General features: G+C 58.8%; 19 protein-coding genes and 1 pseudogene. 7 read left to right on the plus strand and 13 right to left on the minus strand.

The annotated features are described in order from the left end of the window. Positions 1-59 precede the first annotated feature (59 nt). Entirely contained in the window at positions 60-1,259 is a 1,200-nt protein-coding gene (gene mtnK / locus ACOTX3_RS06880; protein ID WP_058678364.1) for an S-methyl-5-thioribose kinase, read from the plus strand. Positions 1,260-1,289: 30 nt separating this feature from the next. Here the strand turns inward: mtnK and ACOTX3_RS06885 are convergent, their stop codons facing one another. From ACOTX3_RS06885 to ACOTX3_RS06905, 5 genes are all read right to left on the minus strand, one after another. Next, entirely contained in the window at positions 1,290-5,447 is a 4,158-nt protein-coding gene (locus ACOTX3_RS06885; RefSeq protein WP_058678362.1) for an Ig-like domain-containing protein, read from the minus strand. 132 nt (positions 5,448-5,579) lie between these two features. Beyond that, complete coding sequence (locus ACOTX3_RS06890; protein WP_028028043.1) at positions 5,580-6,821, minus strand: LVIVD repeat-containing protein; 1,242 nt, start codon at positions 6,819-6,821, stop codon at positions 5,580-5,582. Between the two features lie 43 nt (positions 6,822-6,864). Continuing rightward, positions 6,865-7,929 (minus strand): sugar ABC transporter substrate-binding protein, encoded by a 1,065-nt coding sequence (locus ACOTX3_RS06895; protein WP_029882119.1) that lies wholly within the window; start codon positions 7,927-7,929, stop codon positions 6,865-6,867. A 19-nt stretch (positions 7,930-7,948) separates the two neighbouring features. Then, a complete protein-coding gene (locus ACOTX3_RS06900; RefSeq protein ID WP_013097621.1) occupies positions 7,949-8,944 on the minus strand; it encodes an ABC transporter permease in 996 nt (331 codons plus the stop codon). Next, entirely contained in the window at positions 8,941-10,443 is a 1,503-nt protein-coding gene (locus ACOTX3_RS06905) for a sugar ABC transporter ATP-binding protein (RefSeq protein WP_058678359.1), read from the minus strand. Before ACOTX3_RS06905 ends, ACOTX3_RS06900 begins: the two co-directional genes overlap by 4 nt. 159 nt (positions 10,444-10,602) lie before the next feature. On the opposite strand from ACOTX3_RS06905, the gene ACOTX3_RS06910 reads away from it, so the two are divergent. From ACOTX3_RS06910 to ACOTX3_RS06925, 4 genes are all read left to right on the plus strand, one after another. After that, positions 10,603-11,691: an oxidoreductase gene (locus tag ACOTX3_RS06910; protein WP_058678357.1), complete on the plus strand. Its 1,089-nt coding sequence runs from the start codon at positions 10,603-10,605 to the stop codon at positions 11,689-11,691. 57 nt (positions 11,692-11,748) lie between these two features. Beyond that, on the plus strand, positions 11,749-12,492 hold the full coding sequence (locus tag ACOTX3_RS06915) for an SDR family NAD(P)-dependent oxidoreductase (RefSeq protein WP_029882115.1): 744 nt from the start codon (positions 11,749-11,751) through the stop codon (positions 12,490-12,492). A gap of 183 nt (positions 12,493-12,675) precedes the next feature. Beyond that, on the plus strand, positions 12,676-12,972 hold the full coding sequence (locus ACOTX3_RS06920; RefSeq protein ID WP_029882114.1) for a type II toxin-antitoxin system RelE family toxin: 297 nt from the start codon (positions 12,676-12,678) through the stop codon (positions 12,970-12,972). Continuing rightward, complete coding sequence (locus ACOTX3_RS06925) at positions 12,953-13,309, plus strand: helix-turn-helix domain-containing protein (RefSeq protein ID WP_058678355.1); 357 nt, start codon at positions 12,953-12,955, stop codon at positions 13,307-13,309. Before ACOTX3_RS06920 ends, ACOTX3_RS06925 begins: the two co-directional genes overlap by 20 nt. Positions 13,310-13,353: 44 nt before the next feature. Here the strand turns inward: ACOTX3_RS06925 and ACOTX3_RS06930 are convergent, their stop codons facing one another. Both ACOTX3_RS06930 and cstA read right to left on the minus strand, forming a co-directional pair. Then, on the minus strand, positions 13,354-13,551 hold the full coding sequence (locus ACOTX3_RS06930; protein ID WP_013097627.1) for a YbdD/YjiX family protein: 198 nt from the start codon (positions 13,549-13,551) through the stop codon (positions 13,354-13,356). Between the two features lie 103 nt (positions 13,552-13,654). Beyond that, on the minus strand, positions 13,655-15,760 hold the full coding sequence (gene cstA, locus ACOTX3_RS06935) for a pyruvate/proton symporter CstA (RefSeq protein WP_029882113.1): 2,106 nt from the start codon (positions 15,758-15,760) through the stop codon (positions 13,655-13,657). A 292-nt stretch (positions 15,761-16,052) separates the two neighbouring features. On the opposite strand from cstA, the pseudogene ACOTX3_RS06940 reads away from it, so the two are divergent. Continuing rightward, positions 16,053-17,165 (plus strand): annotated as a pseudogene (locus ACOTX3_RS06940) (M20 family metallopeptidase). Positions 17,166-17,232: 67 nt separating this feature from the next. On the opposite strand, the gene entH reads toward ACOTX3_RS06940, so the two are convergent. From entH to entC, 5 genes are read right to left on the minus strand one after another with little or no spacing between them, the layout of a single operon-like run. Continuing rightward, a complete protein-coding gene (gene entH, locus ACOTX3_RS06945; protein WP_020684615.1) occupies positions 17,233-17,646 on the minus strand; it encodes a proofreading thioesterase EntH in 414 nt (137 codons plus the stop codon). Further along, the gene (entA, locus tag ACOTX3_RS06950; protein ID WP_058678353.1) at positions 17,646-18,398 is read right to left on the minus strand and encodes a 2,3-dihydro-2,3-dihydroxybenzoate dehydrogenase EntA; all 753 of its coding nucleotides are present in this window, start codon (positions 18,396-18,398) and stop codon (positions 17,646-17,648) included. The genes entH and entA overlap by 1 nt, the downstream gene beginning before the upstream one ends. Continuing rightward, positions 18,398-19,252, minus strand: a complete 855-nt coding sequence (locus ACOTX3_RS06955; RefSeq protein WP_020684613.1) for an isochorismatase — start codon at positions 19,250-19,252, stop codon at positions 18,398-18,400. The genes entA and ACOTX3_RS06955 overlap by 1 nt, the downstream gene beginning before the upstream one ends. 10 nt (positions 19,253-19,262) lie before the next feature. Next, positions 19,263-20,873 (minus strand): (2,3-dihydroxybenzoyl)adenylate synthase EntE, encoded by a 1,611-nt coding sequence (gene entE, locus ACOTX3_RS06960; protein ID WP_127869194.1) that lies wholly within the window; start codon positions 20,871-20,873, stop codon positions 19,263-19,265. 9 nt (positions 20,874-20,882) lie between these two features. Next, positions 20,883-22,058 (minus strand): isochorismate synthase EntC, encoded by a 1,176-nt coding sequence (gene entC / locus ACOTX3_RS06965; RefSeq protein WP_038418883.1) that lies wholly within the window; start codon positions 22,056-22,058, stop codon positions 20,883-20,885. Positions 22,059-22,246: 188 nt separating this feature from the next. Here entC and fepB point away from each other — a divergent pair, with 188 nt between their 5' ends. Further along, the gene (fepB, locus tag ACOTX3_RS06970; protein ID WP_058678351.1) at positions 22,247-23,206 is read left to right on the plus strand and encodes a Fe2+-enterobactin ABC transporter substrate-binding protein; all 960 of its coding nucleotides are present in this window, start codon (positions 22,247-22,249) and stop codon (positions 23,204-23,206) included. 46 nt (positions 23,207-23,252) lie between these two features. Here the strand turns inward: fepB and entS are convergent, their stop codons facing one another. Continuing rightward, a complete protein-coding gene (entS, locus tag ACOTX3_RS06975; RefSeq protein ID WP_058678349.1) occupies positions 23,253-24,500 on the minus strand; it encodes an enterobactin transporter EntS in 1,248 nt (415 codons plus the stop codon). Positions 24,501-24,529: the final 29 nt, after the last annotated feature.

Below are 24,529 nucleotides of genomic sequence, written 5' to 3' on the forward strand. Positions count from 1 at the left end.
GAAATCCAGATGTATAGACGTCTAAATGTCTTTATTCGCAAATCAGTGAGGAGCAGGCAATGTCGCAATACCGTACCTTTACCGCCCAGGACGCCGTGGAGTATGCCAGGCAGTTTGGCGGCCTTGATAATCCATCATCACTGGTAGAGGCGCAGGAAGTGGGCGACGGCAACCTCAATCTGGTCTTCAAAATTTTCGATGCTCAGGGCGTGAGCCGCATCATCGTAAAACAGGCGCTGCCATACGTTCGCTGCGTCGGTGAGTCCTGGCCGCTGACGCTGGACCGCGCCCGTCTTGAGGCGCAAACGCTGGTGGAGCATTACAAGCACAGCCCGCAGCATACCGTGAAAATTCATCATTTTGACCCGGAACTGGCGATCATGGTGATGGAAGATCTCTCCGACCATCGCATCTGGCGCGGGGAGCTGATTAAGAATAACGCCTACCCGCAGGCTGCGCGTCAACTGGGGGAGTACCTGGCGCACACGCTGTTCCACACCAGCGATTTTTACCTGCACCCACACCAGAAAAAAGCGCAGGTTGCCCAGTTCATTAACCCGGAGATGTGCGAGATCACTGAAGATCTGTTCTTTAACGATCCGTACCAGATCCACGAGCGCAACAACTATCCGGCAGAGCTGGAAAACGATGTCGCCGCCCTGCGCGATGACGCCCAGTTGAAAATTGCCGTGGCCTCCCTGAAGCATCGCTTCTTCTCCCAAGCCGAAGCGCTATTGCACGGGGATATCCACAGCGGATCGATTTTCGTGGCCGAGGGCAGCCTGAAAGCAATCGACGCCGAATTCGGTTACTTTGGCCCGATTGGGTTTGACGTGGGTACCGCCATCGGCAACCTGCTGCTGAACTTCTGTGGCCTGCCGGGGCATTTAGGCATCCGCGATGCCGCGGCCGCCCGGGAACAGCGTCTGATCGACATTCAGGCGTTATGGAATACCTTTGCGGAGCGCTTCCAGGCGCTGGCGCACGAGAAAACCCGGGATGCCGCGCTGAGTGCGCCGGGCTATGCCTCTGAATTTTTGAAAAAGGTCTGGAGAGATACCATTGGTTTCTGCGGAACGGAGCTGATCCGCCGCAGTGTGGGGCTGTCTCACGTCGCGGACATCGATACCATTCAGGACGACGCGATGCGCCACGAATGTCTGCGCCACGCCATCACGCTGGGTAAAGCGCTGATTGTGATTGCCGATCGCATCGACAGCGTGGAAGAGCTGGTGGCAAGAGTGCGCCAGTACAGTTAAAAAAAACCTCCCTTTCGGGAGGTTTTTGCATCAGTTTTTGGTGAGCGTGGTGGTCACGGTGTAATCGAGAGACCACGACGAATGCCAGTCTTTACCGGCAAACTTGATATCCCCACGGTAAACCCCGCTCGGGAGATCCGGGTTATCGGCCTCAACATACTTAAGGCTGGCGCTATAGCCTGTGGTTTCCCAACTGCTACACAGAACCGCCACATTGAACGGACGGGTGGAGCAATCCGATCTGCGCTGCGCGCGAATCTTCACGTCCTGGGTGTTGCCTTGTTCGTCCTTCATCGGCACGACAAGCGTGCTGTAACCTTCTGCGGTCCATACCAGGGACGTCGGTCCCTGCGTACTTCCCGTTGCCACGAACCCAAGCGAAGGAAAGCCAAATATTGCGCCCGTACTGAATGCGCTTGTCGAACCGGTGACGCTCCACATGGCTGAATAGCTGGCAATAAACACAACCGTTTGATCGGTTTTAGTGGTGTTATTACTCTCTGCACTCACCTTTGCCGTACCGGTATCCGGGCCACTCAGCTTCACGGTCGCCACGCCGCTGCCATTGGTCACACTGGTTTGCGCTGAAAGGGTATTAAGCGTGGTGTTCCAGTTGACCGTCGCATTTTTGACGGCATTACCGTTTACGTCTTTCACCACTGCGGTGTAAGTAATGCGGTCGGTGTTGACTACCGCGTGGTCAGAACTGGCCTTGAGGCTCTCAACCCTGGCGGTGGTCGCATCGCCAATAAATGTTACCGGCTCCGCGTTTATCGCCGCCGTTGAACCGACAACTGTTGCGCTAACCGTTGCCGTTCCGGCCGTTGTCGTTGACGCCGTTACAACCGCCTGACCCGCTTCGTTGGTTTTTGTGCTGGCGCTGGCAAGCTTCACGCTGCTGTTATCTACACGCCACGCCACATCCACACCGCTAAGCGGGTTATGGTTGGCGTCTTCGACGGTGGCGGTCCAGCGTATGGTCGCGTTCCCGTCAGCCACCGCCTCTTTTTTATCCGCACTCAGGCTCGTAAATTGCGCTGTCGCCGGATTACCGGTCACGGAGAGAGTAAGCGTCTGACCGCTACCATTCACCGTCGCGGTAACCGTCATGTTGCCCGCTTTGCGCGATGAGAAGCGCGTTTCAGCCTGCCCTTGCGCATTGGTCATTGCTGAAACGGGCGTCAGGGTCACATCAGCCGCATTACTGCTGCTCCAGTTAACGGCAACGCCTGGTACAGGGTTCTGATGGCTGTCCACCACGGTTGCGGTTAACAGTACGGTATCGCTGTCAGCCACAATGCCGGTCGTTTTATCCGCCGTGAGGGTAGCCAGCTTTGCCGTGGTGGTGTCACCGGTGAAGGTCAGTTTTGTCACGCGTAACGTGTTACTGCCGAACGTGGCCTGAAGAGAATATTCCCCCGCGGTTTCAGAACGTAAGGTCACGCTCGCCTCACCCGATGCATTCGTCACGCTGCTCGTATCGGACAACGTCGCGCCGGAAGGGCTCACCGCCCAGCCAACCTTCGCTCCGTCAACCGGGTTATCATTGGCATCCACAACGGTAGTGCGCACGGTGATACCGTCGGTGCCATTGGCCACCGCCGTCACGCTGTCGGCGGCCATCTCCGTCATTTTCGCGGTCGTGAGATCGGCCGTGAAGGTTGCGCTGTCAGCACGAACGGGTGCGCTTTCAGCGGTCTGAGCCGTGATGACAACGCTGCCTGATTTCAGCGAGGTAACCACCAGCGAGGCATTGCCCTGCGCATCCGTCCGCGTACTGCTGGCGGCGAGCTTAACGTCTGGGTTATCTGCCGACCAGTTAACCTCTACGCCCGAAATGGCGTTACCCTGCAGATCGCGCACCTGCGCCGTCCAGGTAATACTGTCGCTGCCGTTGGCCACGGCCTGTTGCTTATCGGCCACCACGGCGGCGATACGCTGCGTGCTGGTGTCTGCGACAAACGTTACGGCTTCCGCTTTCACCGCATTCTGCTGATTTACATCAGCATAAACCCAGGCAACGCCCGTTTTTGCTGACGACAGCGACAACGTGGCGTTTCCGGCAGCGTCGGTAACCGAGGTTTTGCTTCCTGCGGTCGTGCCATCTTCCCGCTTCACCGTCCAGTTAACCGTCACGCCTTCAAGCGGATGATTGCTGTTATCTGCGACCTGCGCGGTATACGTTACGCTGTCGCTGTTATTGGCAACAATGCGGGTTTTATCGACATTGACCGATCTCACCTGTGCGCTGGCGCTGTCCGCAACAAATTTTAGCGTCGGGGTAGAGAGCGGGTTACCGTCCGCCAGTTGCGCACTCACTGTCGTCGAAACCACGTCACGGCTAATGAGCTGAATGCTGGCCTGCCCTTGTTCATTGGTGAGGGTGCGTTCAGCAGACAGCTGAACCGCAGCGTTATCCGCTGTCCATTTCACCTCTTGCCCCGAAACGGGATTGCCGGACCGATCGACAACGCTTGCCACTACGACAATTGGCGTTACGCCGTCTGCCGGTGCGCTTACGGTCGACGGACTGAGTGATGCAAGTTCCACAACCTCGGACACCGCCTCTTCAGTCACAGAGGCGGTAGCAAGCTTAATATTGCCGTCGATGAACGTCTGAATGGTGAGGGTGGCAGGCGCGGTTCCGCTGATAAGCGTTGCGCTGTATACGCCGCTGCTCGTTTCGCGAAACGCGCTTATTTGCGGTGCGACAGGCGCCGCGGTGCCTGTAACGGCATTTTTCAGGGTGATCGATGCGCCAAGACGCTCCGATAACCCGGTTGCAGCCTCGCCGGATGCGGTTTTTAGCGCCAATGTTAATACCGACTGACTGGTGCCATCCGCCGGTAAGCGGGACGGAGACGCCGTCAGGCTGGGCTGCAGCGTGGTCACGTCCATGCCGTTTACGTTCACCGTCATCCGCGCGGTATCAGAAGCGTTACCGTGCTTATCCCAGGCCGTTGCGGTTAACGTATACGCGTTGGAACCGCCATTTTTCCAGGCTGGAAGCGTAATTACCACCTGGGCCGGATCGGCACCCGGTGTGATTTTGCCGCCGTTACGTATCAAATTGTCACCCTGCCAGTCGATGCGTTCGAGCCCGTATTTCGTTTTAACCTTCGCGGTTACGGTCTGGCGGGCATTTTCATTCCCGGCAATGTTTTCTGGCAGTGCGAGCGAAATCAGCTCCTGCTTACGGTAATCCAGGACAATATTGTTATTACGATCGACCAGCTCCTGACGTGACCCCAGCAGCGTACGGCGTGCCCCCACCTGGTCCGCATCAAGCTGCGTGCGCAGCGGCACGCCCGGCGCCCAGTTGACCGCAAGGTTAAACTGCGTATCCGATGCCTCGCCCTTACCCATTTTTTGGTTTACACCCAGGGTAACCAGCGGAACGGGCGTGTAGCTCAGTCCAACGGTTACGGCGTAAGGATCTTTCTGACGATCGTCCTCATCGTCACCGAAAAGCCCGACGTGCTGACCATAGTATTGTTCGTAGACGAGGTTCGCCCCAAGCTGCGGATAGGCGGGAAGATACCCGGTTGCACGCAGGTCAAAGCCGTTCGCCACGCGCTCGTCATAATCGCGATAGCGGGACGAAGACATCCAGTCGCTTAAACGGTAGTAGCCGTTGGCTGAAAGACGCAGATAGTCCCAGCCTAGCTCGGCTCCAACACCAAGGCGCTGATGCTGATTCGCCGAAACCTGGCGATCGTAAAAGGTATTCACGCCCCACATCCATGCGGTATTAAATTCACGGTAGCCAAACCCGACATTAACGATATTTCTGTCGTCGTGACGACGGCCACCCAATTGGGTGAACACCAGCGACGTTTTTTTCTCGTATAAAGGGATAAGCAGATCTAACTCCGCGTCCTGAATGGAAAAATGCTCATCAGTACCGATATTCAGACGCGTGGTACCAAATTGATTTAACCAGGACTCAATTTCCTGCGTGGCGGTATTTGTTGCCTGGGACGTAATTGCGCTGGCGACAGAACGGCCACTGCCGCTCTCCAGCAGTGACCCCGCCTGCACGGCGGTTTGTGCCACTACCCGCTCAGTGGTTTGCGGCTCGGCTACCTTATCCTGAGCGGCGACGGGCGTCGCGCCCAGCGAAAATAACGACGGCGGAAGGAGTTGCAGTGCTATTTGCAACCAGGCTGCACATTTTTTCAGGCTCATTAAATTCATCCTTGAATAAAAAAAGAGCCATAGTACGTATCAGGACTTAAAGATAAAGTCGGCGCGTTTATTTTAAGAATCTATAAATATAAGCATTCACCTTATAAATATATTTCAGCCCCCCTTTCCCCTTCAGCCCAAATATTCAATCACCGACAACCCGCCGTTATAATCCGTGCTGTAAATAATTCCCTGCGCATCCACAAAAACATCACACGACTGGATCACCTGCGGGCGATTCGGGCGTGTATCCATCATCCTTTCAGGTGCAGCAGGTACCAGCGCCCCCGTTTCCACCGGGCGGTAGGGATTCGAAATGTCATACGCACGCACCCCTGCATTCTGAAAGGTGGCGAAGATCAGCGTGGAGCTGACAAAGCTTCCCGGCCGGTTCTCGTGCAGATTATGCGGGCCGAAATGCGCGCCTTTCGCCACGTAGTCTCTTTCATCCGGCTGCGGGAAGGTGGAGATACTTACCGGGTTCGACGGCTCGCGGATATCAAACAGCCAGATGAACTTCTCGCCGTCCTCCTGGTTGTCGAGCACCGCTTCGTCGAGCACCACCAGCAGATCGCGGTCCGGCAGCGGCAGCGCGGTATGCGTCCCGCCACCAAACGGCGGGCTCCAGTTGCGGTGGCTAATCAGCTTCGGCTGAGTGCGATCTTTCACATCCAGCAGCGTTAAACCACCGTCACGCCAGCTGCCGTATGCCGTATCCCCGGCGATAATGGCATGATGCAGCGCGTAGCGTTTGCCTTCCGGCCACTCTGGCCGTTCACCTGCGGCCTGGTTCATCCCCGGCAGCCACCAGCGCCCTGCCACTTCGGGCTTACGCGGATCGGCCAGGTCGATGGTCAGGAAGATATAGTCGGTAAAGCCGTCGATCAGCGCCGATACGTAGGCCCAGCGACCGCCAACGTACCAGATGCGGTGAATGCCAATGCCATTTAACGACAGAAAGCCGATTTCACGCGGCCTGTCCGGCGTGGAGATATCAAATACGCGCAGCCCGGCGCTCCAGCCTTTGTCCTGCACGTCGCTGACGGTCTCCCCCACCTGACGGGTGTAGTAGACCTTTTCATCGGCGAAGCGGGCATCGGCAAACAGATCCCGGGCGTTAATCACCAGCAGCAAATCGTCGTGTGCCTGCAAATGCACATTCCAGGTGCCGGGCGGCGCAGGTACATAACCCGCCGCTTTCGGGTTTTTTGGGTCGCGCACGTCAACAATCGAAAAGCCCTGCGACACCATATGGCCAATATACGCATAACCGCGGTGCACCATCAGCTGCACGCCGTCCGGGCGACCGCCCTGGTCGCTATGGCCAATCAGCCGCATATTGCGGCTGTATTCAGGGGTGGGTAATGTTGTCACCTTTAGCTCCTTTCGCCGGGTGGCGGCAGCGCCTTATCGGGCACTATTTTGACTTAGCTTCCAGCGTCGCAAACCACGGCGCAATAAAGTCTTCGGTCTGTCCCCAGCCCGGAATGATTTTCCCCAGCGACGCCACGTTCACCGCACCCGGCTGGGCGGTCAGCAGCGCCTGCGGGATCGCCGCTGCTTTAAAATCATAGGTCGCAGGCGTCGGCTCTCCGGCAATCTTGTTAGCGATCAGACGCACGTTAGTTGCCCCAATCAGCTTTGGATCCACCGCCACGCTCACTGCCCACGGGCTTCCCGGCTCGCGCATCAGCTGTAAATCCTGGTTGGAGATGTCGATGCTGTAGAGCTTGATTTCAGTGCGGCCATTCTCCTTCAGGGCTTTATACGCCCCCTGGCTGAAGGCGTCCCAGGTGCCCCAGATAGCGTCGATTTTACCTTTCGGGTATTTCGCCAGAATTGCCCCGACCTTGTTGGCGGTATCGCCCTGCACGTCCGACGACACCGCGCCAATAGACTCCAGCTCTTTGATATTCGGGTACTGTTTCTGCAGTTCCTTATACGCCGCCTGACGACGCTCCATCGGCGGGAAACCGGCGACCCACAGCTTGACGATATTGGCCTTGCCGTTGAAATCTTTCGCCAGCTGGCCGAAGGAGAGATTCGTCAGGGAGGCATCGTCCTGCTGGGTGACCGTCACACCTGGGATCTCGCCGTTAACGGCGGTATCAAACACCGAAACCTTAATCCCGGCATCCACCGCCTTCTTCACCAGCGCGGTCGCATACGGATCACGCCCCTGAGAGAGAATAATCCCGTCATATTTCTGGCTGATCGCCTGATTCACAAAGTCCTGGAATTTTGCGTCGTCACCGTTGCTTAAAAAGGTGCTGACCTTAAAGCCAAGTTTTTTCCCTTCCTGAATCGCCCCGGCGACAAACTGCGTGGTGTTGTCATCCGAGCCAAGGTTGCGGATCACCGCAATGCGAATGGGGCCGTCGTGGTTGGCAATGGCCGCCGGAACCGGTGCAGGCGTGGCCGCAAAGCCCGGCAGAGAGGTGAGTAACCCAAGAGCCACCAAAGAGAGTGCAATCTTTTTCATTTTTTATCCCGTTGTGTTGTCAGCGTTTTTGTATGTAAGTAATCGCCAGCGCCACGGCAAGCACCAGCCCTTTTATAATGTCCATGGCGTAATACGGTACGGAGAGCATCACCAGCCCGTTCGACAGCACGCCCAGAATGACCGCCCCCACCAGCGTTCCCAGCGCGTTCGGCTTGCCGGAACCGGCCAGCGAAAAGCCGATCCACGCTGCCGCCACCGCGTCCATCAGATACCCGCCGCCCGCATTCACCTGCGACGACCCAATGCGCGAGGCCAGCAAAATCCCGCCCAGTCCGGCCAGCAGCGAGGCAAGCACGTAGGCCGCGACCTTGTAACGCGTGGTGCGAATGCCTGAAAGGCGCGCCGCCTCCGGGTTACCGCCGATGGCGTACATGCGCCGGCCGTGGGTGGTCAGTGACAATCCCAGCTGTGCCAGCAGGGTCACCGCCAGCATGATGATGACGATGGTCGGCACCTGCCCCAGCAGGCTGAACGCCGCCGGAATGGTTCCTTCCGCCATATCACCGCTCGGCAGCACCATGTTTTCGGTAATCGAGCCGCCGTAGCTGTAGGTCATCGCCACGCCCTGTATCACGAACAGGCTGGCAAGCGTCGCGAGCATGTCCGGAATACGCAGAATGACGATCAGAAAGGCGTTAAACAGCCCGACCAGGGTACAGAGCGCAAGGGTGATCACAATCGATTCGGTGGTGCCGAAGCCGTGCCAGACGAAGAGCGAGATCACCAGCGCATTCGCCAGCGACGCCGTTGAGCCGACGGAGAGATCAAACCCGCCCACGGTGAGTGAAATCGATACGCCGATGGCGATCACCGTCACGATGGCGATCGAGCGCAGAATGTTGATGATGTTGTTCGGGTCGAGGAAGCTGTCCGACGCCAGGCCAAAAACCACCACCAGCGCCACCACGGTGAGCAACATGCCCCACCTGTAGAGAAAGTCGAAAATCTGTTGACGGCCAGACGCCGCCGCAGTCACTGAAAGGGCTTTGCTCACGACGCCGTTCCTCCGGTTGAATAATAAAGTAGTGTCTCTTCCCGCGCCTCGGCCCCGGGGATTTCCGCCACGATGCGTCCGTCCCAGAGCACGCAGATGCGGTCGCACAGTCCTACCAGTTCGGCGAATTCGCCCGAAGCGTAAATCACCCCTTTGCCCTCGCGCGCCAGGCCGTCAATCAGTTGAAACAGATCGGTCTTCGCTTTGACGTCAACGCCCTTGGTCGGCTCGTCGAATATCAGCACGCTGGCGTCATTGCGCAGCCATTTGCCAATGGCGACCTTCTGCTGGTTACCGCCAGAAAGCCGACGTAAAACCTGCCCCGGCCCGCGTGTTCGCACGCCAACGCGGGCAATCACCTCTTCCGCCCAGCGCCACGCCTGACGATGGCCAAAGAGACTCCAGCGCGAAAAGCTGGTATCTGCCGTCACGGCCAGGTTCATGCTCACCGGCTCGTCGATGAAAATCCCCTCCTTTCGCCGCTCCTCCGGTACCAGCGCCAGCCCCCGCAGCACAGAATCGGCCGGATCGCGCGGTTTCCAGGGCTGATGATTGAGCTCGCCACGCTCCACCCGGCTTTTGCTGGCACCAAACAGCGCCTTGCAGAGTTCGGTTTTACCTGCGCCCGCCAGACCGGCAATGCCAAGGATTTCGCCTTTACGCAGATGCAGGGAGATATCTTTCAGCAACGCGTCGTCGTGCAGCCCCTCCACCCGCAGCAGCATCTCGTCGCTATGCACAGGACGGGCTGGCGGGTAGATATCGCTCAGTTCGTGGCCGAGCATCTTCTCGACGATCGCTTCGCCGCTGAGATCCGCCATCGGGCCGGTCTCAATCAGCTTGCCATCACGCAGCACCGTTAAGGTGTCACAGATGGCTTTCAGTTCATGAATGCGGTGCGAGATAAACACCACGCCAATGCCCTGCTGCTTTAAACGCCGCACCACCGCGAACAGGCGTTCACTGTCGTGGGCATCCAGCGGTGCGGTAGGTTCATCGAGGATCAAAAAACGGCAGTGATGCGACAGCGCCCGCGCCAGCAGGATCTGCTGTTTTTCAGCCAACGAACAGCTGTCGATGGAACGGCGAACGTCCAGCGTAACGTCGAGCTGCGCCAGCGCCTGCTTCGCCTGTTGACGAATAGCACGCCAGCGGTAGCGATGTCCCGGCTGCGCCAGCTGGTCGAGCATGATGTTTTCAGCGATGCTCAGCCCCGGAACCAGCGCCACGTCCACTTCCTGCTGCACAAGGTGGATCCCCAGCCGTTTGGCATCGAGCGGTTCGCGGATCGTCACCGGCTGGTTATTAATGCAGATCTCCCCCTCATAGCGATCGTGCGTTCCGCACAGCACCGCCATCAGCGTCGATTTCCCCGCGCCGTTAGCCCCGGTCAATGCATGCACCGATCCGCCGTTCAGGGTAAAGTCCACGCGCGACAGCGCCTGAAAGCCGGAAAAGGCCAGGCTGATACCGCGCATCTCAAGGCGACTGGAAACCATCCGCGTAGGATCCTCATTAATAGTTTGATTTATTGAATTTTTCACAGCTCCGGTTGACTGACAACGACAGAAAAGGCATAAGATAAAGCCAAATATTATTAGCCATCCGGATGTCCAGACATAACATCGGGTTAGCGCTTGCTAAAAAAGGACAACACCATGAGCAACACCGATATCCGCGTCGTTCCCGGCCCGGCGAACTACTTTTCTCACCCCGGAAGCCTTGCGCATCTGCATGACTTCTTCACCCCGGAGCAGCTTTCCCGCGCGGTGTGGATCTACGGCGAACGCGCGCTTGAAGGCGCACGTCCCTACCTGCCGGAGAGCTTTGCGGCCCCCGGCGCAAAACACCTGTTGTTCAAAGGCCACTGCAGCGAGCGTGACGTCACCCATCTGGTGAATGAATCCGGCAGCGAGGCGGCCGTGGTGATTGGCGTTGGCGGCGGAGCGGTGATGGATACGGTCAAAGCCGTGGCGCGTCGTTTGGGCGTTCCGTTCGTGGGTATCCCGACCATCGCCGCTACCTGTGCGGCATGGACGCCGCTCTCCGTCTGGTACAACGATGCCGGGCAGGCGCTGCAGTTTGAAATTTTCGACGATGCCAACTTCCTGGTGCTGGTGGAGCCGCAAATCATCCTTAACGCCCCGGCGGAATACCTGCTGGCTGGTATCGGCGATACCCTGGCGAAGTGGTATGAAGCGGTTGTACTCGCACCGCAGCCTGAACACCTGCCGCTGACCGTACGTCTGGGGATTAACGGCGCGCTGGCTATCCGCGACGTGCTGCTGGAACGCAGCAAGGACGCGCTGGCTGACCAGCAGCGCGGCGAAGCAACGCAGGCATTCAGGGATGTGGTGGATGCCATTATTGCCGGTGGCGGCATGGTCGGTGGGCTCGGCGAACGTTATACACGCGTGGCGGCGGCACATGCGGTGCATAACGGCTTAACCGTCCTGCCGCAGACGGAAAAATACCTGCACGGCACCAAAGTGGCCTACGGCATTCTGGTGCAAAGCGCCCTGCTCGGTCAGGACGACGTGCTGGCGCAGCTTGTCACCGCGTATCAGCGCTTTAACCTGCCGACCCGGCTTCGCGAGCTGGAGGTGGATATCAACAACCGTGACGAACTGGACAAGGTCATCAATCACACCCTGCGCCCGGTGGAGTCGATTCACTATTTGCCCGTGGCGCTCACACCTGACGTTCTGCGCGCGGCGTTCGAGAAAGTGGAATCCTTCAGCCGTTAAACGCGCCGAGCGACTATACCTAATGATGATTCTCACCACTCTCGCAACGAGGTCATCATGCAGATCGATTTAACAGGTAAGAAAGCGCTGGTTACCGGTGCCAGCCGGGGATTGGGCCGTGCTATCGCGCTGTCGCTGGCACGCGCCGGTGCCGATGTGGTTATCACGTATGAAAAGTCCGTCGATAAAGCCCAGGCCGTGGTCGATGAGATAAGCGCGCTGGGGCGGCACAGTGAGGCGGTTCAGGCCGACAGCGCCAGTGCAGAGGCTATTCAGGACGCGGTCACCCATGCGGCGCGCACCCTCGGCGGGCTGGACATTCTGGTCAATAACGCCGGTATCGCCCGCGGCGGCCCGCTGGAGTCCATGACGCTGGCGGATATCGATGCCCTGATTAACGTCAACATTCGCGGCGTGGTGATCGCCACTCAGGAAGCGCTGGTACACATGTCTGACGGCGGACGCATTATCAATATCGGTAGCTGTCTGGCAAACCGCGTGGCGATGCCGGGTATCTCCGTCTACTCCATGACCAAATCCGCGCTTAACTCCTTCACGCGCGGTCTGGCGCGGGATCTGGGGCCCCGCGGTATTACCGTGAACCTGGTGCATCCCGGCCCAACCAACAGCGATATGAATCCGGAGGACGGCGAACAGGCAGAAGCCCAGCGTCGGATGATTGCCGTCGGTCATTACGGGCAACCGGAAGATATCGCGGCGGCGGTCACCTTCCTCGCCAGCCCGGCCGCCGGACAGATCTCCGGTACGGGGCTGGATGTGGACGGCGGTTTGAACGCCTGATCGCACATTTTCTGCAAGCCTCTGTCGCCCGGCAGAGGCGTTTTCGCACCGCCTCGACGGTTTGCGTTTTGCCTCTTACTTGCATTTGTTCTCCGCTCTACAGTAGCCCATAAGAAATTCGGAATTTATCTAATAGTCTTATTATTTCCTTATACTTTGTGTGGGCGTACAGTGGAGGTACGGATGAAGATTGTCTGGTCCAATGGGGCAAAGAAGGCATTTTTAAAGATTGACGAGCGATATCAGCGTCGCATTGAGTTGAAGCTTGTTGAGCTGGATGACCGCTCGGCTCCCCGGCCCGATATCAAAAAAATATCGGCGACAGAAGATCACTACCGGCTACGCGTTGGCGATTACCGCATCGTCTATACGCTTCGGGACGAACCCGATAACCATTGTTATGTTTTGGCCGTTAAGCGCAGAACATCAACAACTTACCTGCACGAGGAGAAAGCCACCTATGGCTGTTCAGCTAATTAAGGACGATAACGGAAAAACGCAGTACGTGGTTATTCCCTATGATGAATATTTTCGTATGTGCCTGCAGATGGCGGAAATCGACGACGAAACCGACGACGATCTGGAGGATATTGAAGTCGAACACGATGAGCTGGATGACGTTGAACTTCCAGGTGAGGTTTGCAGCATCATGACCTGGCAGAACGTCAGCCTGCAGGCCGCCTGGCGCATCCTGCGCGGCATGTCCCAGCAGGAGGTGGCAGAGAAACTCGGCATCAGCCAGTCTGCCGTATCACAGCTGGAAGCGCTGGACTCCCGTCCGCAAAAGCGCACCCGTGAAAAGCTGGCGGCGATCTAGGGCTGTAAACAGGAACAGATCAGCCTCTATTTACCGAAAGAGGGTTAACAGCACTTCGCCCCGCCCTTGCCGCCGTAACGGGCGTCCTGGCGATCGCGGAAAAATTCGTCGTAGGTCATTGGCGTCTGGTCCGGATGGTTGACGCGCATATGCTCGACGTAGTTGTCGTAGTCCGGCACGCCAATCATCATTTTGGCGGCCTGGCCCAGGTATTTACCTGCTTTGGAAAGGGTGTCGAACATAAGTCATTTCTCGTTTGTTTCCCTCACCCCGGCCCTCTCCCAAAGGGAGAGGGAGGATAAGAAATGTAGGCCGGGTAAGCGCTAGCGCCACCCGGCACACAGGTTAATGCGCCCCTTTCGCCTGGGTCACAATCTCGTCCAGGTTCTCAGGCATCGGTTCATACGGTGTCTCTTTCGCTGTCGGCTTGTCTTCTTTCAGCGCCGCCAGCGCGGTCTTCAGAGAATACAACGCCAGTACCACGACCACCACCATAAAGAAGATGGTCAGCCCGGCATCCAGACGGTTGTTAAACACCAGCTGCGACAGCTGTGATTCCGTATACTGCGCCGGGATTTTACCGCTGTCGATCATCGCCTGGAACTTATTGGCAATCGCCAGGAAGCCCACTTTATTGTCCGGGCTGAAGGCTTTCTGCCAGCCCGCCGTCAGGGTACAAATCAGCAGCCAGGCGGTAGGCAGCAGCGCCACCCAGGCATAACGCTGGCGCTTCATCTTGAACAGCACCACCGCACACAGCATCAGCGCCATCCCTGCCAGCATCTGGTTAGCGATACCGAACAGCGGCCACAGCGTGTTAATACCGCCAAGCGGATCCACCACGCCCTGATGCAGGAAGTACCCCCACGCCAGCACGCACAAGGCCGTTGCCAGCAGGTTCGCCGGGAGCGAATCGGTACGCTTCAGATTCGGGGAGATCACACCCAGCAGATCCTGCAGCATAAAGCGCGCCGCACGCGTCCCCGCATCCACCGCCGTCAGAATAAACAGCGCTTCAAAGAGAATGGCGAAGTGATACCAGAACGAGACATCCATCAGCCCGCCCAGCGCACCGTGAAGTATGTAGGCCATGCCCACCGCCAGCGTAGGTGCGCCACCCGCGCGGGAGATAATCGACTGCTCGCCCACTTCACTGGCGATACTCGTCAACGTATCCGGGGTAATGGCAAAGCCCCAGCCGCTTACCACCTGTGCTGCGGACGCCACCACGTCGGCGGTGCCCGCCGGAGCCAGAACCGCCATCGGGCTGTTCATCGCGAAGTAGACGCCCGGGTCGATAATGCAGGCAGAGACCAGCGCCATGATCGCCACGAAGGACTCCATCAGCATGCCGCCGTAGCCAATCAGGCAGGCCTGATTTTCATTCGCCAGCATCTTCGGCGTGGTCCCGGAGGCAATCAGCGCGTGGAAGCCAGACACCGCACCACAGGCGATGGTGATAAACAGGAACGGGAACAGGTTACCGGTCCAGACCGGGCCCGTACCGTCAACGAATTTGGTTAACGCTGGCATGGTCAGCGTCGGGCGCATGATCAAAATACCAATAGCCAGCCCGACGATGGTGCCAATTTTCAGGAACGTGGAAAGGTAATCACGCGGGGCCAGCAGCAGCCATACCGGCAGCACTGCCGCCACAAACCCGTACCCCACCAGCATCCAGGTTAGCTGTACGCCGGTAAAGTCGAAGAACGGTGCCCAGGTTGGGCTCTCTGCCACCCAGCCGCCGGAGATAATGGCGAACACCAGCAGCACCAGACCAATCACCGACACCTCACCAATGCGTCCCGGACGCAGGTAGCGAATGTAGATCCCCATAAAAATGGCCAGCGGAATGGTGAACGCGACGGTGTAAGTCCCCCACGGACTGTGGGTCAGCGCTTTCACCACAATCATCGCCAGCACCGCAAGGATGATCACCATGATCATAAAGGTCGCCACCAGCGCAATCACCCCGGCCGTCGCGCCCATCTCCTCTTTCACCAGCTCGCCAAGCGAACGGCCGTCGCGACGGGTGGAGACGAACAGCACCATAAAGTCCTGTACGGCCCCCGCCAGCACCACGCCGGCAAGGATCCAGATCATCCCCGGCAGATAGCCCATCTGCGCCGCCAGCACCGGCCCCACCAGCGGGCCTGCCCCGGCAATCGCCGCAAAGTGGTGACCGAACAGCACTTTCTTATCGGTCGGAACGTAGTCCAGCCCGTCGTTATGACGAACGGCGGGCGTCATGCGCGTGCCGTCAACCGCCAACACCGTTTTGGCGATATAGCGACCATAAAAACGATATGCGATCAGATAAATGCAGACGGAGGCAACGACAATCCAGAGCGCATTGATCTGTTCCCCCCGGTTGAGGGCGATATAGCCCAGGGCAAAAGCTCCCACAACGGAAAGCAGTGCCCATGTAAGGTATTTCCCTGAGTTGTTCATAGTTGTTGTCCGTTGTTGTGGAACAGTGAGATGTTACATTTTGTTTCTAGAACAACGCGTAAAATTTAACAACTTTGAAACGCAATAATGCGTGGTCAAACCAGAGATTTACACCACAGTGTTAAGTCGATCACTTTCAGGCTGAAACAACCCCGTCGCTGTCATCGGTCACACTTCTGCGTTTTTCGTCCTGGCTCAACCTTACGGGATGATTTGTATCATTTTTTTTACGCTCAACCTCGCCAGAATGACCCTGCGCGATCGCGCGCTTACCGCTTACAAGGAAAAGGAAATGAATCTGGATCGCTACATTGAAGAGCTGAAAAGCCTGGTGAACGTGGACTGCGGTACCCAGACCATCGCGGGCGTTGCCGCCGTGGCTGGCATTTTAGAATCACTCTGGCAACGCGAAGGCTGGCATACCGGGCAGGTAAACCTGGGCGAGAAGGTTGGCCCGGGCCTCTTCGTCAGCAACAAGCCGCAGGCAGAGCAGTTCGACGTGCTGCTGGTCGGCCATCTTGATACCGTTTTTGCCCCCGGCACCGTGGCCGAACGCCCGTTGAGCGAGGACGATACACGTCTCTACGGCCCCGGCGTGTCTGATATGAAAAGCGGACTGCTCAATATTCTGTGGGCAATGCGCGAGCTAGATCCTGCAGATAAAGATCGCCTGGCAATCGCGGTCGCGATGAACCCGGACGAAGAAACGGGCTCGGTATACTCCCACGAATGGATCGGTGCGCTGGCACAACGCTCCCGCTGTGTGCTGGTGTGCGAAGCTGCCCGTGCTGATGGCTCTCTGGTGAAAGCCCGTAAAGGTATGGCGGGCTATCACCTCACCTTCAAGGGCGTGGCGGCACATGCGGGTAACGACCCGGAAAAAGGCCGTTCGGCAATCACAGCACTGGCAAACAGCATCGTTGCCCTGAATGCGCTGAGCGACGGGTCGCGCGGCACCACACTCAACGTAGGGGTGATTAGCGGCGGCAGCGCGGCAAACGTGGTGGCGGACCACGCCGTGGCCGAGCTCGACGTTCGCTTCTGGGAAAACGACGAGTACGACCGGGTGAATCAGGCGCTGGAAGCCTTATGTGAAAAAGGCTTTTTAGACGGCGTGACGACGACGCTGACGCGGGTCAATCACAAACCGGCGATGGCAGCAAGCGTTGCGACTCAGGCACTGATGCAGCAGGTTGAAGCGGCAGGTAAAGCGGAAGGCATCGCCATTACCTGGTAGGCGGTCGGCGGCGGCAGCGATGCCAACCACACCGCTGCGCTGGGTATCCCCACGCTTGACGGCTTAGGGCCGATTGGCGCGGGCTTCCACAGCCCGGCGGAGTGGCTGGACAAAGCGTCCATTGCGCCGCGAATTCGGTTACTTAAACGCGTCGTCTCAATGCTCTAATTTTGTACTACACCGTCCCCTCTCCCTGTGGGAGAGGGTTAGGGTGAGGGCAACAGGCCGCACAACATTACCCCAGCACCATCGTACTCAACCGGCAGGTACAGCACCGCCGTCCCTGCTCGTCGAACACCACAATCTCCCAGCTCTGGCTGGATCGACCCAGATGCAGCGGCTGACACACGCCGCGCACGGTCCCCTGCGCTACCGCACGATGATGGGTAGCATTCAGCTCCGTTCCCACCACGTTCTGCCCGTCGCGGGTCATCAGAAAACCGGCCATTGAGCCCAGCGTTTCCGCCAGCGCCGCCGACGCGCCACCGTGCAGCAGGCCAAACGGCTGATGGGTGCGCGCATCCACCGGCATTTCCGCTTCCAGCGTATCGTCGCCAAGGCGGGTATAAACGATGCCAAGATGCGCCACCAGCGTGTTCTGGCTGGTGGCATTGAGCGCATCTAACGATAAATGGCGTTTCCAGATCATTACGCCCCCAGCGTGGAGCCGCCGTCCACCACGATATCCTGCAGGGTGATATGGCTGGCAGCATCGGAGGCCAGGAACAGGATCGTGCTGGCAATCTCCTGAGGACGGGCAATTTTCCCCAGCGGGATCCCCAGCTTAAACTGCTCGCCAAAACCGCGAATGCGCTGCTGCTCCGCATCGTCGCAGGTCCACAGGGTGCGCTGCATATCGGTATCCGTTGACCCCGGCGACACCAGATTACAGCGCACGCCGCTGCCCGCCAGCTCCAGCCCGACGGTGAGGGCCAGGCTTTTCAGCGCCGCTTTCGAGGCGCCATAGGCACTCATCCCGATGCGCGGCGTGTGGGCCGCGTCGGACGCCACGGTGACAATCGCCCCGCTCTGCTGACGACGGAACTGGCCCATCGTCTGTTGAAAGAGGTTAAACGCCCCGCCAACGTTGACCGCAAACGTCTGCTGCCAGTCCTCCTGCGAAAGCTGGTCCGTGGCGCCCATGCGCAGAATGCCGGCGGCGTTGACCAGTACGTCCAGACGTTCCTCTACGGCGAGCAAGCGCCCGCAGACATCGCTCACCTGCGCCGCGTCAGATACGTCCAGCGTTTCGGTAGCAAATGGATAATTCCCCTGCGGGAAGGCCAGATCGAATCCGGTCACCTTCGCGCCCGCGTCGGCAAAGGCCAGCGCCGTCGCATAACCAATCCCCTTACCCGACCCTGTCACCCAGACGGTTTTGCCGGTGAAATCAAAAACCATTACTGCACCTCGCGGGAGAGTAGCGCCCACCAGGCGTCGAGGGTCGGATTTTTTGCCAGCATCACGAAATCGATATCGCCGTGGACTTTACGCCAGCGTGCGGCGAGCGCCATCATGCGCACCGAATCCAGGCCGTAGTCGATCAGGTTTTCATCATCCATCGGTTCGTCGGTTTCATCGAGTAATGGCAGGATGAGCTCACGCAGCGCCGCTTTTGAGGCCGGAACCGACGGCAACAGATCATCGGTCATCACCACGCGGCCGGAACGCCCCGCCACATAGTTGAGCGACATCAGGTGCTCTTCGCGGGTGAAATCTGCCAGCGCGTCGGCAATAAAGAAGGGTTTGATGTCGCGCATAAACGCATCGGTGGCGGTGGTCATGCAGCCGATGTGGGCATACACGCCGGTGATCAGCAGCTGATTGCGGCCTGTCTCTTTCAGCATCAGCTCCAGCGGCGAGCGATGAAACGCGCTGTAGCGCCACTTCACCAGCACGGTGTCCGCTTCGTCCGGGGTCAGTTCAGCGACGATGCGCTGCTGCTCCGGGGAGCGGGTCAGGCCCGGACCCCACATGTCATTCAGCAGGGCGCGGTCTTCGTCGCTCTGCTCTTTCGGCTGGGCGGTGTAGTAAACCGGAATGTTGTGCGCTTTACAGTACGCGCGCAGTCTGGCGATGTTCGCCACCACCTGCTGCATCATCGCGCTGTTTTCGCCCCAGAAGTTCAGGAAATACTCCTGCATATCGTGGATCAGCAGCGCGGCACGTTCAGGCTCAAACGCCCAGTTCACTTTGCTTGTCGGCAACTCTGCGGCAGTTGGCAGCGCGTAAGCGGTTAATTTTGGAATAGCCATACTCTGTTCCTCAGGCCCGGGCGCGTTCAGCGATCCACAGGCGCAACTGTTTCTTATCGACTTTGCCGACCGGCGTTAACGGCAGCGCATCCACGCTCTCCACGCGATCCGGCAGTTTGAATTCGGCAACGCCCTGCTCGCGCAGGAAGCGACGCACCTCAACCGCGCGCAGCGGCTGTTTCACCACCAGAAACGCGCAGCTTTTCTCGCCCAACAGGCTGTCCTCCATGCTCACCAGCGCGGCGTGGATCACCGCCTCATGGCGCAGCAGCAGGTTTTCGATCTCTTCAGCGGCGATCTTCTCCCCGCCGCGGTTGATCTGATCTTTCTCGCGCCCCTGCACGGTGATGTACCCCTGCTCGTCGATGGCAATCAGATCGCCGGAGCAATAAAAACCGTTGGCATCAAAGGCGCTGGCGTTGTGTTCCGGGCTGTTGAAATAGCCGCGGAAGGTGTACGGCCCACGGGTCATCAGACGTCCTGTTTCGCCACGCGGCAGCGGGTTGCCTTGCTCGTCCGCCACCCATACTTCGTCATCCGGGCACATCGGACGGCCCTGGGTGTGGATGATGCGATCCGGGGTGTCGTCGAGAGCGGTATAATTCACCAGCCCTTCCGCCATGCCGAACACCTGCTGTAGCTGGCAGCCAATTTCCGCCGGAATACGCGCGGCAAGCGTGGCGGGGAGGCGTGCGCCCCCCACCTGCAGCAGCTTCAGCGATTTAAGCTGCGCATTGCCCGCGCCGTCGGCAATCGCCTGCAACCACAGGCTGACCGCCGGGGGTACCAGCGAGGTGACGTTAATCTGATGGCGTTCAATCAGCGGGAAGCAGATCGTGGCGCTCGGATCGTGCGCCAGCACCACGCAGCCACCAGCCATGAATACCCCTAACGAACCCGGGGAACTCATGGCGTAGTTATGGGCCGCCGGTAGCGCATTCAGATAGCGGGTATCCGCGGTAATGCCGCAAATTTCGTTGCTGCGACGAATGCTGTAGTCGTAATCGTTATGCGTACGCGGGATCAGCTTTGGCGTGCCGGTACTGCCGCCTGAAAGCTGAAAGAACGCCACTTCGTCGGCGGGCGTGGGGTTGGGGATAAAATGGGCCGCCGGGTGGGCGATGGCCGCCTCCAGGGCATGTGCGCCGTTATCGCCACGCAGCAGGACAACACGCACTGAGCGATGTTCATCCACAAAACGGTTCAGGAAATCATCGCCTGCAAACAGGGCGTGCTCGCGGTCGGCAATCAGCAGCGCGGGTTTGATCTGTGCGGCGTAGGCGTTCAGCTCGTTACGTTGGTGGCTGAAAAGCGCGTTCACCGGAGCCACACCCACCTGCAGAAGCGCGAAAAAGGTGATGTAAAACTCAGCCACGTTGCCGAGCTGAACCAGCGCGGTCTCGCCACGACGCACGCCCTGCCCCTGCAGGGCGGAGGCCAGGTTATTCACCGCCTGGTTGAACGCGCGCCAGGTCAGGTGACGTTCACCGTCAATAATGGCGACGGTATCTTTCTCCGCGTGGTCGGTCAGAATGTGGGTCAGCGGCAGATCCTGCCAGTAGCCTTTTTCACGGTAGCGCCGGGCAAACTCCTCAGGCCAACGGGTAAAGGGGATGGTCATGATGATTCCTCAGTGCAAACCAAAAACGTTGAGCATGGTGGAGAGCTTCACCCCGGTTTCGCGCCACTCGCCCACCGGGGAGGAGGCTGGCACAATGCCCGCACCGGCAAACAGGCGAACGCGATTTTTAAGCAAACGCGCGCAGCGGATGGTCACCACCCACTCGCCGTTGCCTTCGCTGTCACACCAGCCAACGATGCCGCCAAACAGTTCGCGGTCGAACGGCTCCAGCCCGGCAATCAGTTCTTTTGCCGCCTGATGCGGGAAACCGCTCAGCGCAGGCGTCGGGTGCAGCAGACAGGCCAGAGTCAGGGCGTTCTCATTTTCACGGGCCTCCCCTTCCACTGGCGTCGCCAGATGCCAGAGCGTTGGGGTGGTGATCAGCTGCGGGGAAGCTGGCATGCTGAGATGATGGCTGCGCGGTGCCAGAATGGCTTTCATCGCCTGGGTCACCAGATCGTGCTCGTGGCGATCCTTCTCGGAGGCCAGCAGCTTATTACCCGCCTCGCGATCCAGCACGTCATCCGGCTGACGACGCGCAGAGCCCGCCAGCGGCAGAGAGCTAAAGTGTGTCCCCTCTTTACGCAGCAGCAGTTCCGGGCTCGCGCCCAGCAGCACGCCGCCATCTTCCAGCGGCACATGGAAGTTGAAGCTGGCCGGATTCTGGGCGATCAGTCGCTCCATCAGCGCGCCGCTATCAATCGTTTTATCCGTCGCAATATCAATCAGCCGCGACAGCACCACTTTGTTCACCTGTGGCGTGGCGGTGAGCGCTGCCGCACGGGCAACCATCTCTTCAAACACGGGCTGCGGCGGGATCTCAGTGCGGGTTTCCACGCTCAACGCCTGGGAAGCGGAAAAATAGCGCGCGGACTGCTGACGCGCCGGGCGTGAAAAGGTCTGCCAGTGCTGCGGAATAAACAGGGATGAGGGCTTGCGGGTATCGAACGGGATGGCTCCCACCATCACGGGATGGGCAATGCCGCTGGCCTTCGCGTTGCGGAAAGCCTGAGCCAGTTTCTGCTGGAAGGCCCCCGACGGGTTATCACCGCCCTCGGCGGGTTCAGAGAAACGGGAAAAACAGCCTGACGTGGTAAAACTGCGGTAAGGCGACATAAAGAAAAAGCTGTCTGATGGCAGCGTGGTCGCGGTGTGCTGAACTTCCTCAGCCAGGGACGTATCCATATCATCCTCCATAAAATGATAAAAGAAGCAATAATGATTATCATTTATATTTTCGTTGGCTAACCTAATCCCACATCGCGCCGGTGTCAACCGCAGAGCGAACATCTTGTGCGAGTATCGCTTGCATCCCCTCGCCGCAATCATGAAAATGAGAAGCATTAACTTCAAAGAGAACAGGATGCCGCGTTGTGAAATTCCCCGCCGTTTGCCGTAATGCCCTTCTTTTAACGGGATGTTTTGTTTTAGGACTAACCTCAGCCATCGCCGCCGACTGGCCGCGTCAGGTAACCGACAGCCGCGGCGTGCATACCCTGGAGAGCAAACCCACGCGCATTGTCTCCACCAGCGTGACCCTGACCGGCTCTTTGCTGGCGATTGACGCTCCGGTAGTGGCCAGCGGGGCGACTACGCCCAATAACCGCGTGGCGGATGCGCAGGGCTTTTTACGTCAGTGGGGTGATATGGCGAAACAGCGCAACGTGGCGCGCCTGTACATTGGCGAGCCGAGTGCGGAAGCGGTGGCGGCGCAGATGCCGGATCTGATTCTGATTAGCGCGACCGGCGGAGATTCGGCCCTGGCGTTGTACGATCAGCTCTCCGCCATCGCGCCGACGCTCATCATCAACTACGACGACAAAAGCTGGCAGGAACTGCTGAAGCAGCTAGGCACGATAACCGGACAGGAAAAACAGGCCGCCGAACGCATTGCAGCATTCGATAAACAACTCGCGCAGGTGAAACAGCAGATGACGCTGCCGCCGCAACCGGTGAACGCCATTGTGTACACCGCCGCCGCGCACAGCGCTAACCTGTGGACCGCGGAGTCTGCCCAGGGCCAGCTGTTGCACCAGTTAGGCTTTACCCTGGCCGAACTGCCTGCCGGGCTGCACACCTCAAAAAGTCAGGGCAAACGTCACGACATCATCCAGTTAGGCGGTGAAAATCTGGCTACCGGGCTGAACGGTGAAGGCCTGTTCCTGTTTGCCGGCGATCAAAAAGACGTTGAGGCGATTTACGCCAACCCGCTGCTGGCTCACCTGCCTGCGGTGAAGAATAAACGCGTGTGGGCACTGGGAACGGAGACGTTCCGCCTGGATTATTACAGCGCGATGCTGGTGTTAGAGAGATTAAATGCATTGTTTAAGTAGGCATTTTCCCTCCCTCTCCCCGTGGGAGAGGGGCGGGGTGAGGGCATCAGGCCGCACCGTCGTTCAATACAACCTCCTGCCGGAACCGGCGCAATTCTGCTAATACCATAAACAGGATCCCACCTACAACGGCTAACGCAAACCCGCTGGTGCTCGCCGAAGCCACCGGCGTCATGACGGCCCCCAGCCCACCGAGGATCGCCGCGCCAATGGCATCGCCCGTCACGTTTTGCGCGGTCCACAGGCCGTTGATGCGCCCGAGCATCCCCTCCGGCGTCTGGGTCTGGATCAGGGTGTACTGCAACAGAGAACTGATGGCGCTCAGCCAGCCGAAGAGTACCAGACACAGCACACCCAACGCCCAGACCGGCATCAGGCTGAAGAACCCCATCGCGATAAACGATGCCAGTGTCGTCAACAGCATAATCAACCCTGGACGCGCGCTCTGCGCCAGCCTGCCGCTGGTTAGCGCACCACACGCCGCGCCGAGCGGAATGGCGGCGTACAGCACGCCAATCTCTGAGGCGCTCATCTGCCACACCCCCGCCAGCGCCGGGTACAGCACGCGTACGGCGCTCGCCATCGTCAGCAGACCACCGAGCAGCGCAATACCACCAATCAGCGGGTTGCTGAACAGAAACCGGATCGCCGCCATCAGCGATTTCAGCGGATGCTCACGCGGCTGCGGTGGCGGTGGCAGAAGCGGCAGACGCAGCAAGGTTAAGGTGGTGATAAACGTCCCCGCCGCCGCGAGGCCGTAGTTCCACGCCACGTTACCGGTGGCCAGCAGCAGGCCGCCCACCATCGGCGATATCACCGAGCCAAGACGGACGGTGAGCATGGTAATTGCCCCCGCCTGCATCAGATTCTCGCGCCCTACCAACGCGGGCGTGGCGGCCAGCAGCGCCGTCACGCCTAACGAAGCAAAGAAACCATCCCACAGCCCGAGGGCGTAAATGGCGAGTAAGGAGGGTTCCGGCAGCATCGCGTTCAGGCACAATCCGACAAACCCCACCCCGCAGGTGCCGCGTGCCAGCAGGATCAGCTTCTTGCGTTCGTACCTGTCGGCCAGCACGCCGCCGATCATCAGACCGATAAACATCGCCCCGCCGGTTAAGGTGACCGACAGCCCGACCAGCCAGCTGGAGTGCGTCAACGTCTGGATCTGTACCGGGACGGCAACGCCGAGCAGGCCAAGGGACAAAATGGAGATAAAACGCGCGATAAACACGGCACGATACGCCGGGTGCGTCTTCAGCAGGCTGAGGTTAATCAGCCAGGATTTTTGATTCATGACAAGACCTTGAGTCTATTTCTACCCAT

Origin of the sequence: Enterobacter cloacae complex sp. IR5384, assembly GCF_049237265.1 — a bacterium.
GTDB lineage: Bacteria > Pseudomonadota > Gammaproteobacteria > Enterobacterales > Enterobacteriaceae > Enterobacter > Enterobacter cloacae.

Excerpts from the sequence above, each read along its gene's own strand:
- mtnK (WP_058678364.1), top strand. The coding sequence starts at position 60 with ATGTCGCAATACCGTACCTTTACCGCCCAGGACGCCGTGGAGTATGCC.
- ACOTX3_RS06885 (WP_058678362.1), bottom strand. The coding sequence starts at position 5,447 with ATGAGCCTGAAAAAATGTGCAGCCTGGTTGCAAATAGCACTGCAACTC.
- ACOTX3_RS06895 (WP_029882119.1), bottom strand. The coding sequence starts at position 7,929 with ATGAAAAAGATTGCACTCTCTTTGGTGGCTCTTGGGTTACTCACCTCT.
- ACOTX3_RS06905 (WP_058678359.1), bottom strand. The coding sequence starts at position 10,443 with ATGGTTTCCAGTCGCCTTGAGATGCGCGGTATCAGCCTGGCCTTTTCC.
- ACOTX3_RS06910 (WP_058678357.1), top strand. The coding sequence starts at position 10,603 with ATGAGCAACACCGATATCCGCGTCGTTCCCGGCCCGGCGAACTACTTT.
- ACOTX3_RS06915 (WP_029882115.1), top strand. The coding sequence starts at position 11,749 with ATGCAGATCGATTTAACAGGTAAGAAAGCGCTGGTTACCGGTGCCAGC.
- ACOTX3_RS06920 (WP_029882114.1), top strand. The coding sequence starts at position 12,676 with ATGAAGATTGTCTGGTCCAATGGGGCAAAGAAGGCATTTTTAAAGATT.
- ACOTX3_RS06925 (WP_058678355.1), top strand. The coding sequence starts at position 12,953 with ATGGCTGTTCAGCTAATTAAGGACGATAACGGAAAAACGCAGTACGTG.
- ACOTX3_RS06930 (WP_013097627.1), bottom strand. The coding sequence starts at position 13,551 with ATGTTCGACACCCTTTCCAAAGCAGGTAAATACCTGGGCCAGGCCGCC.
- cstA (WP_029882113.1), bottom strand. The coding sequence starts at position 15,760 with ATGAACAACTCAGGGAAATACCTTACATGGGCACTGCTTTCCGTTGTG.
- entH (WP_020684615.1), bottom strand. The coding sequence starts at position 17,646 with ATGATCTGGAAACGCCATTTATCGTTAGATGCGCTCAATGCCACCAGC.
- entA (WP_058678353.1), bottom strand. The coding sequence starts at position 18,398 with ATGGTTTTTGATTTCACCGGCAAAACCGTCTGGGTGACAGGGTCGGGT.
- ACOTX3_RS06955 (WP_020684613.1), bottom strand. The coding sequence starts at position 19,252 with ATGGCTATTCCAAAATTAACCGCTTACGCGCTGCCAACTGCCGCAGAG.
- entE (WP_127869194.1), bottom strand. The coding sequence starts at position 20,873 with ATGACCATCCCCTTTACCCGTTGGCCTGAGGAGTTTGCCCGGCGCTAC.
- entC (WP_038418883.1), bottom strand. The coding sequence starts at position 22,058 with ATGGATACGTCCCTGGCTGAGGAAGTTCAGCACACCGCGACCACGCTG.
- entS (WP_058678349.1), bottom strand. The coding sequence starts at position 24,500 with ATGAATCAAAAATCCTGGCTGATTAACCTCAGCCTGCTGAAGACGCAC.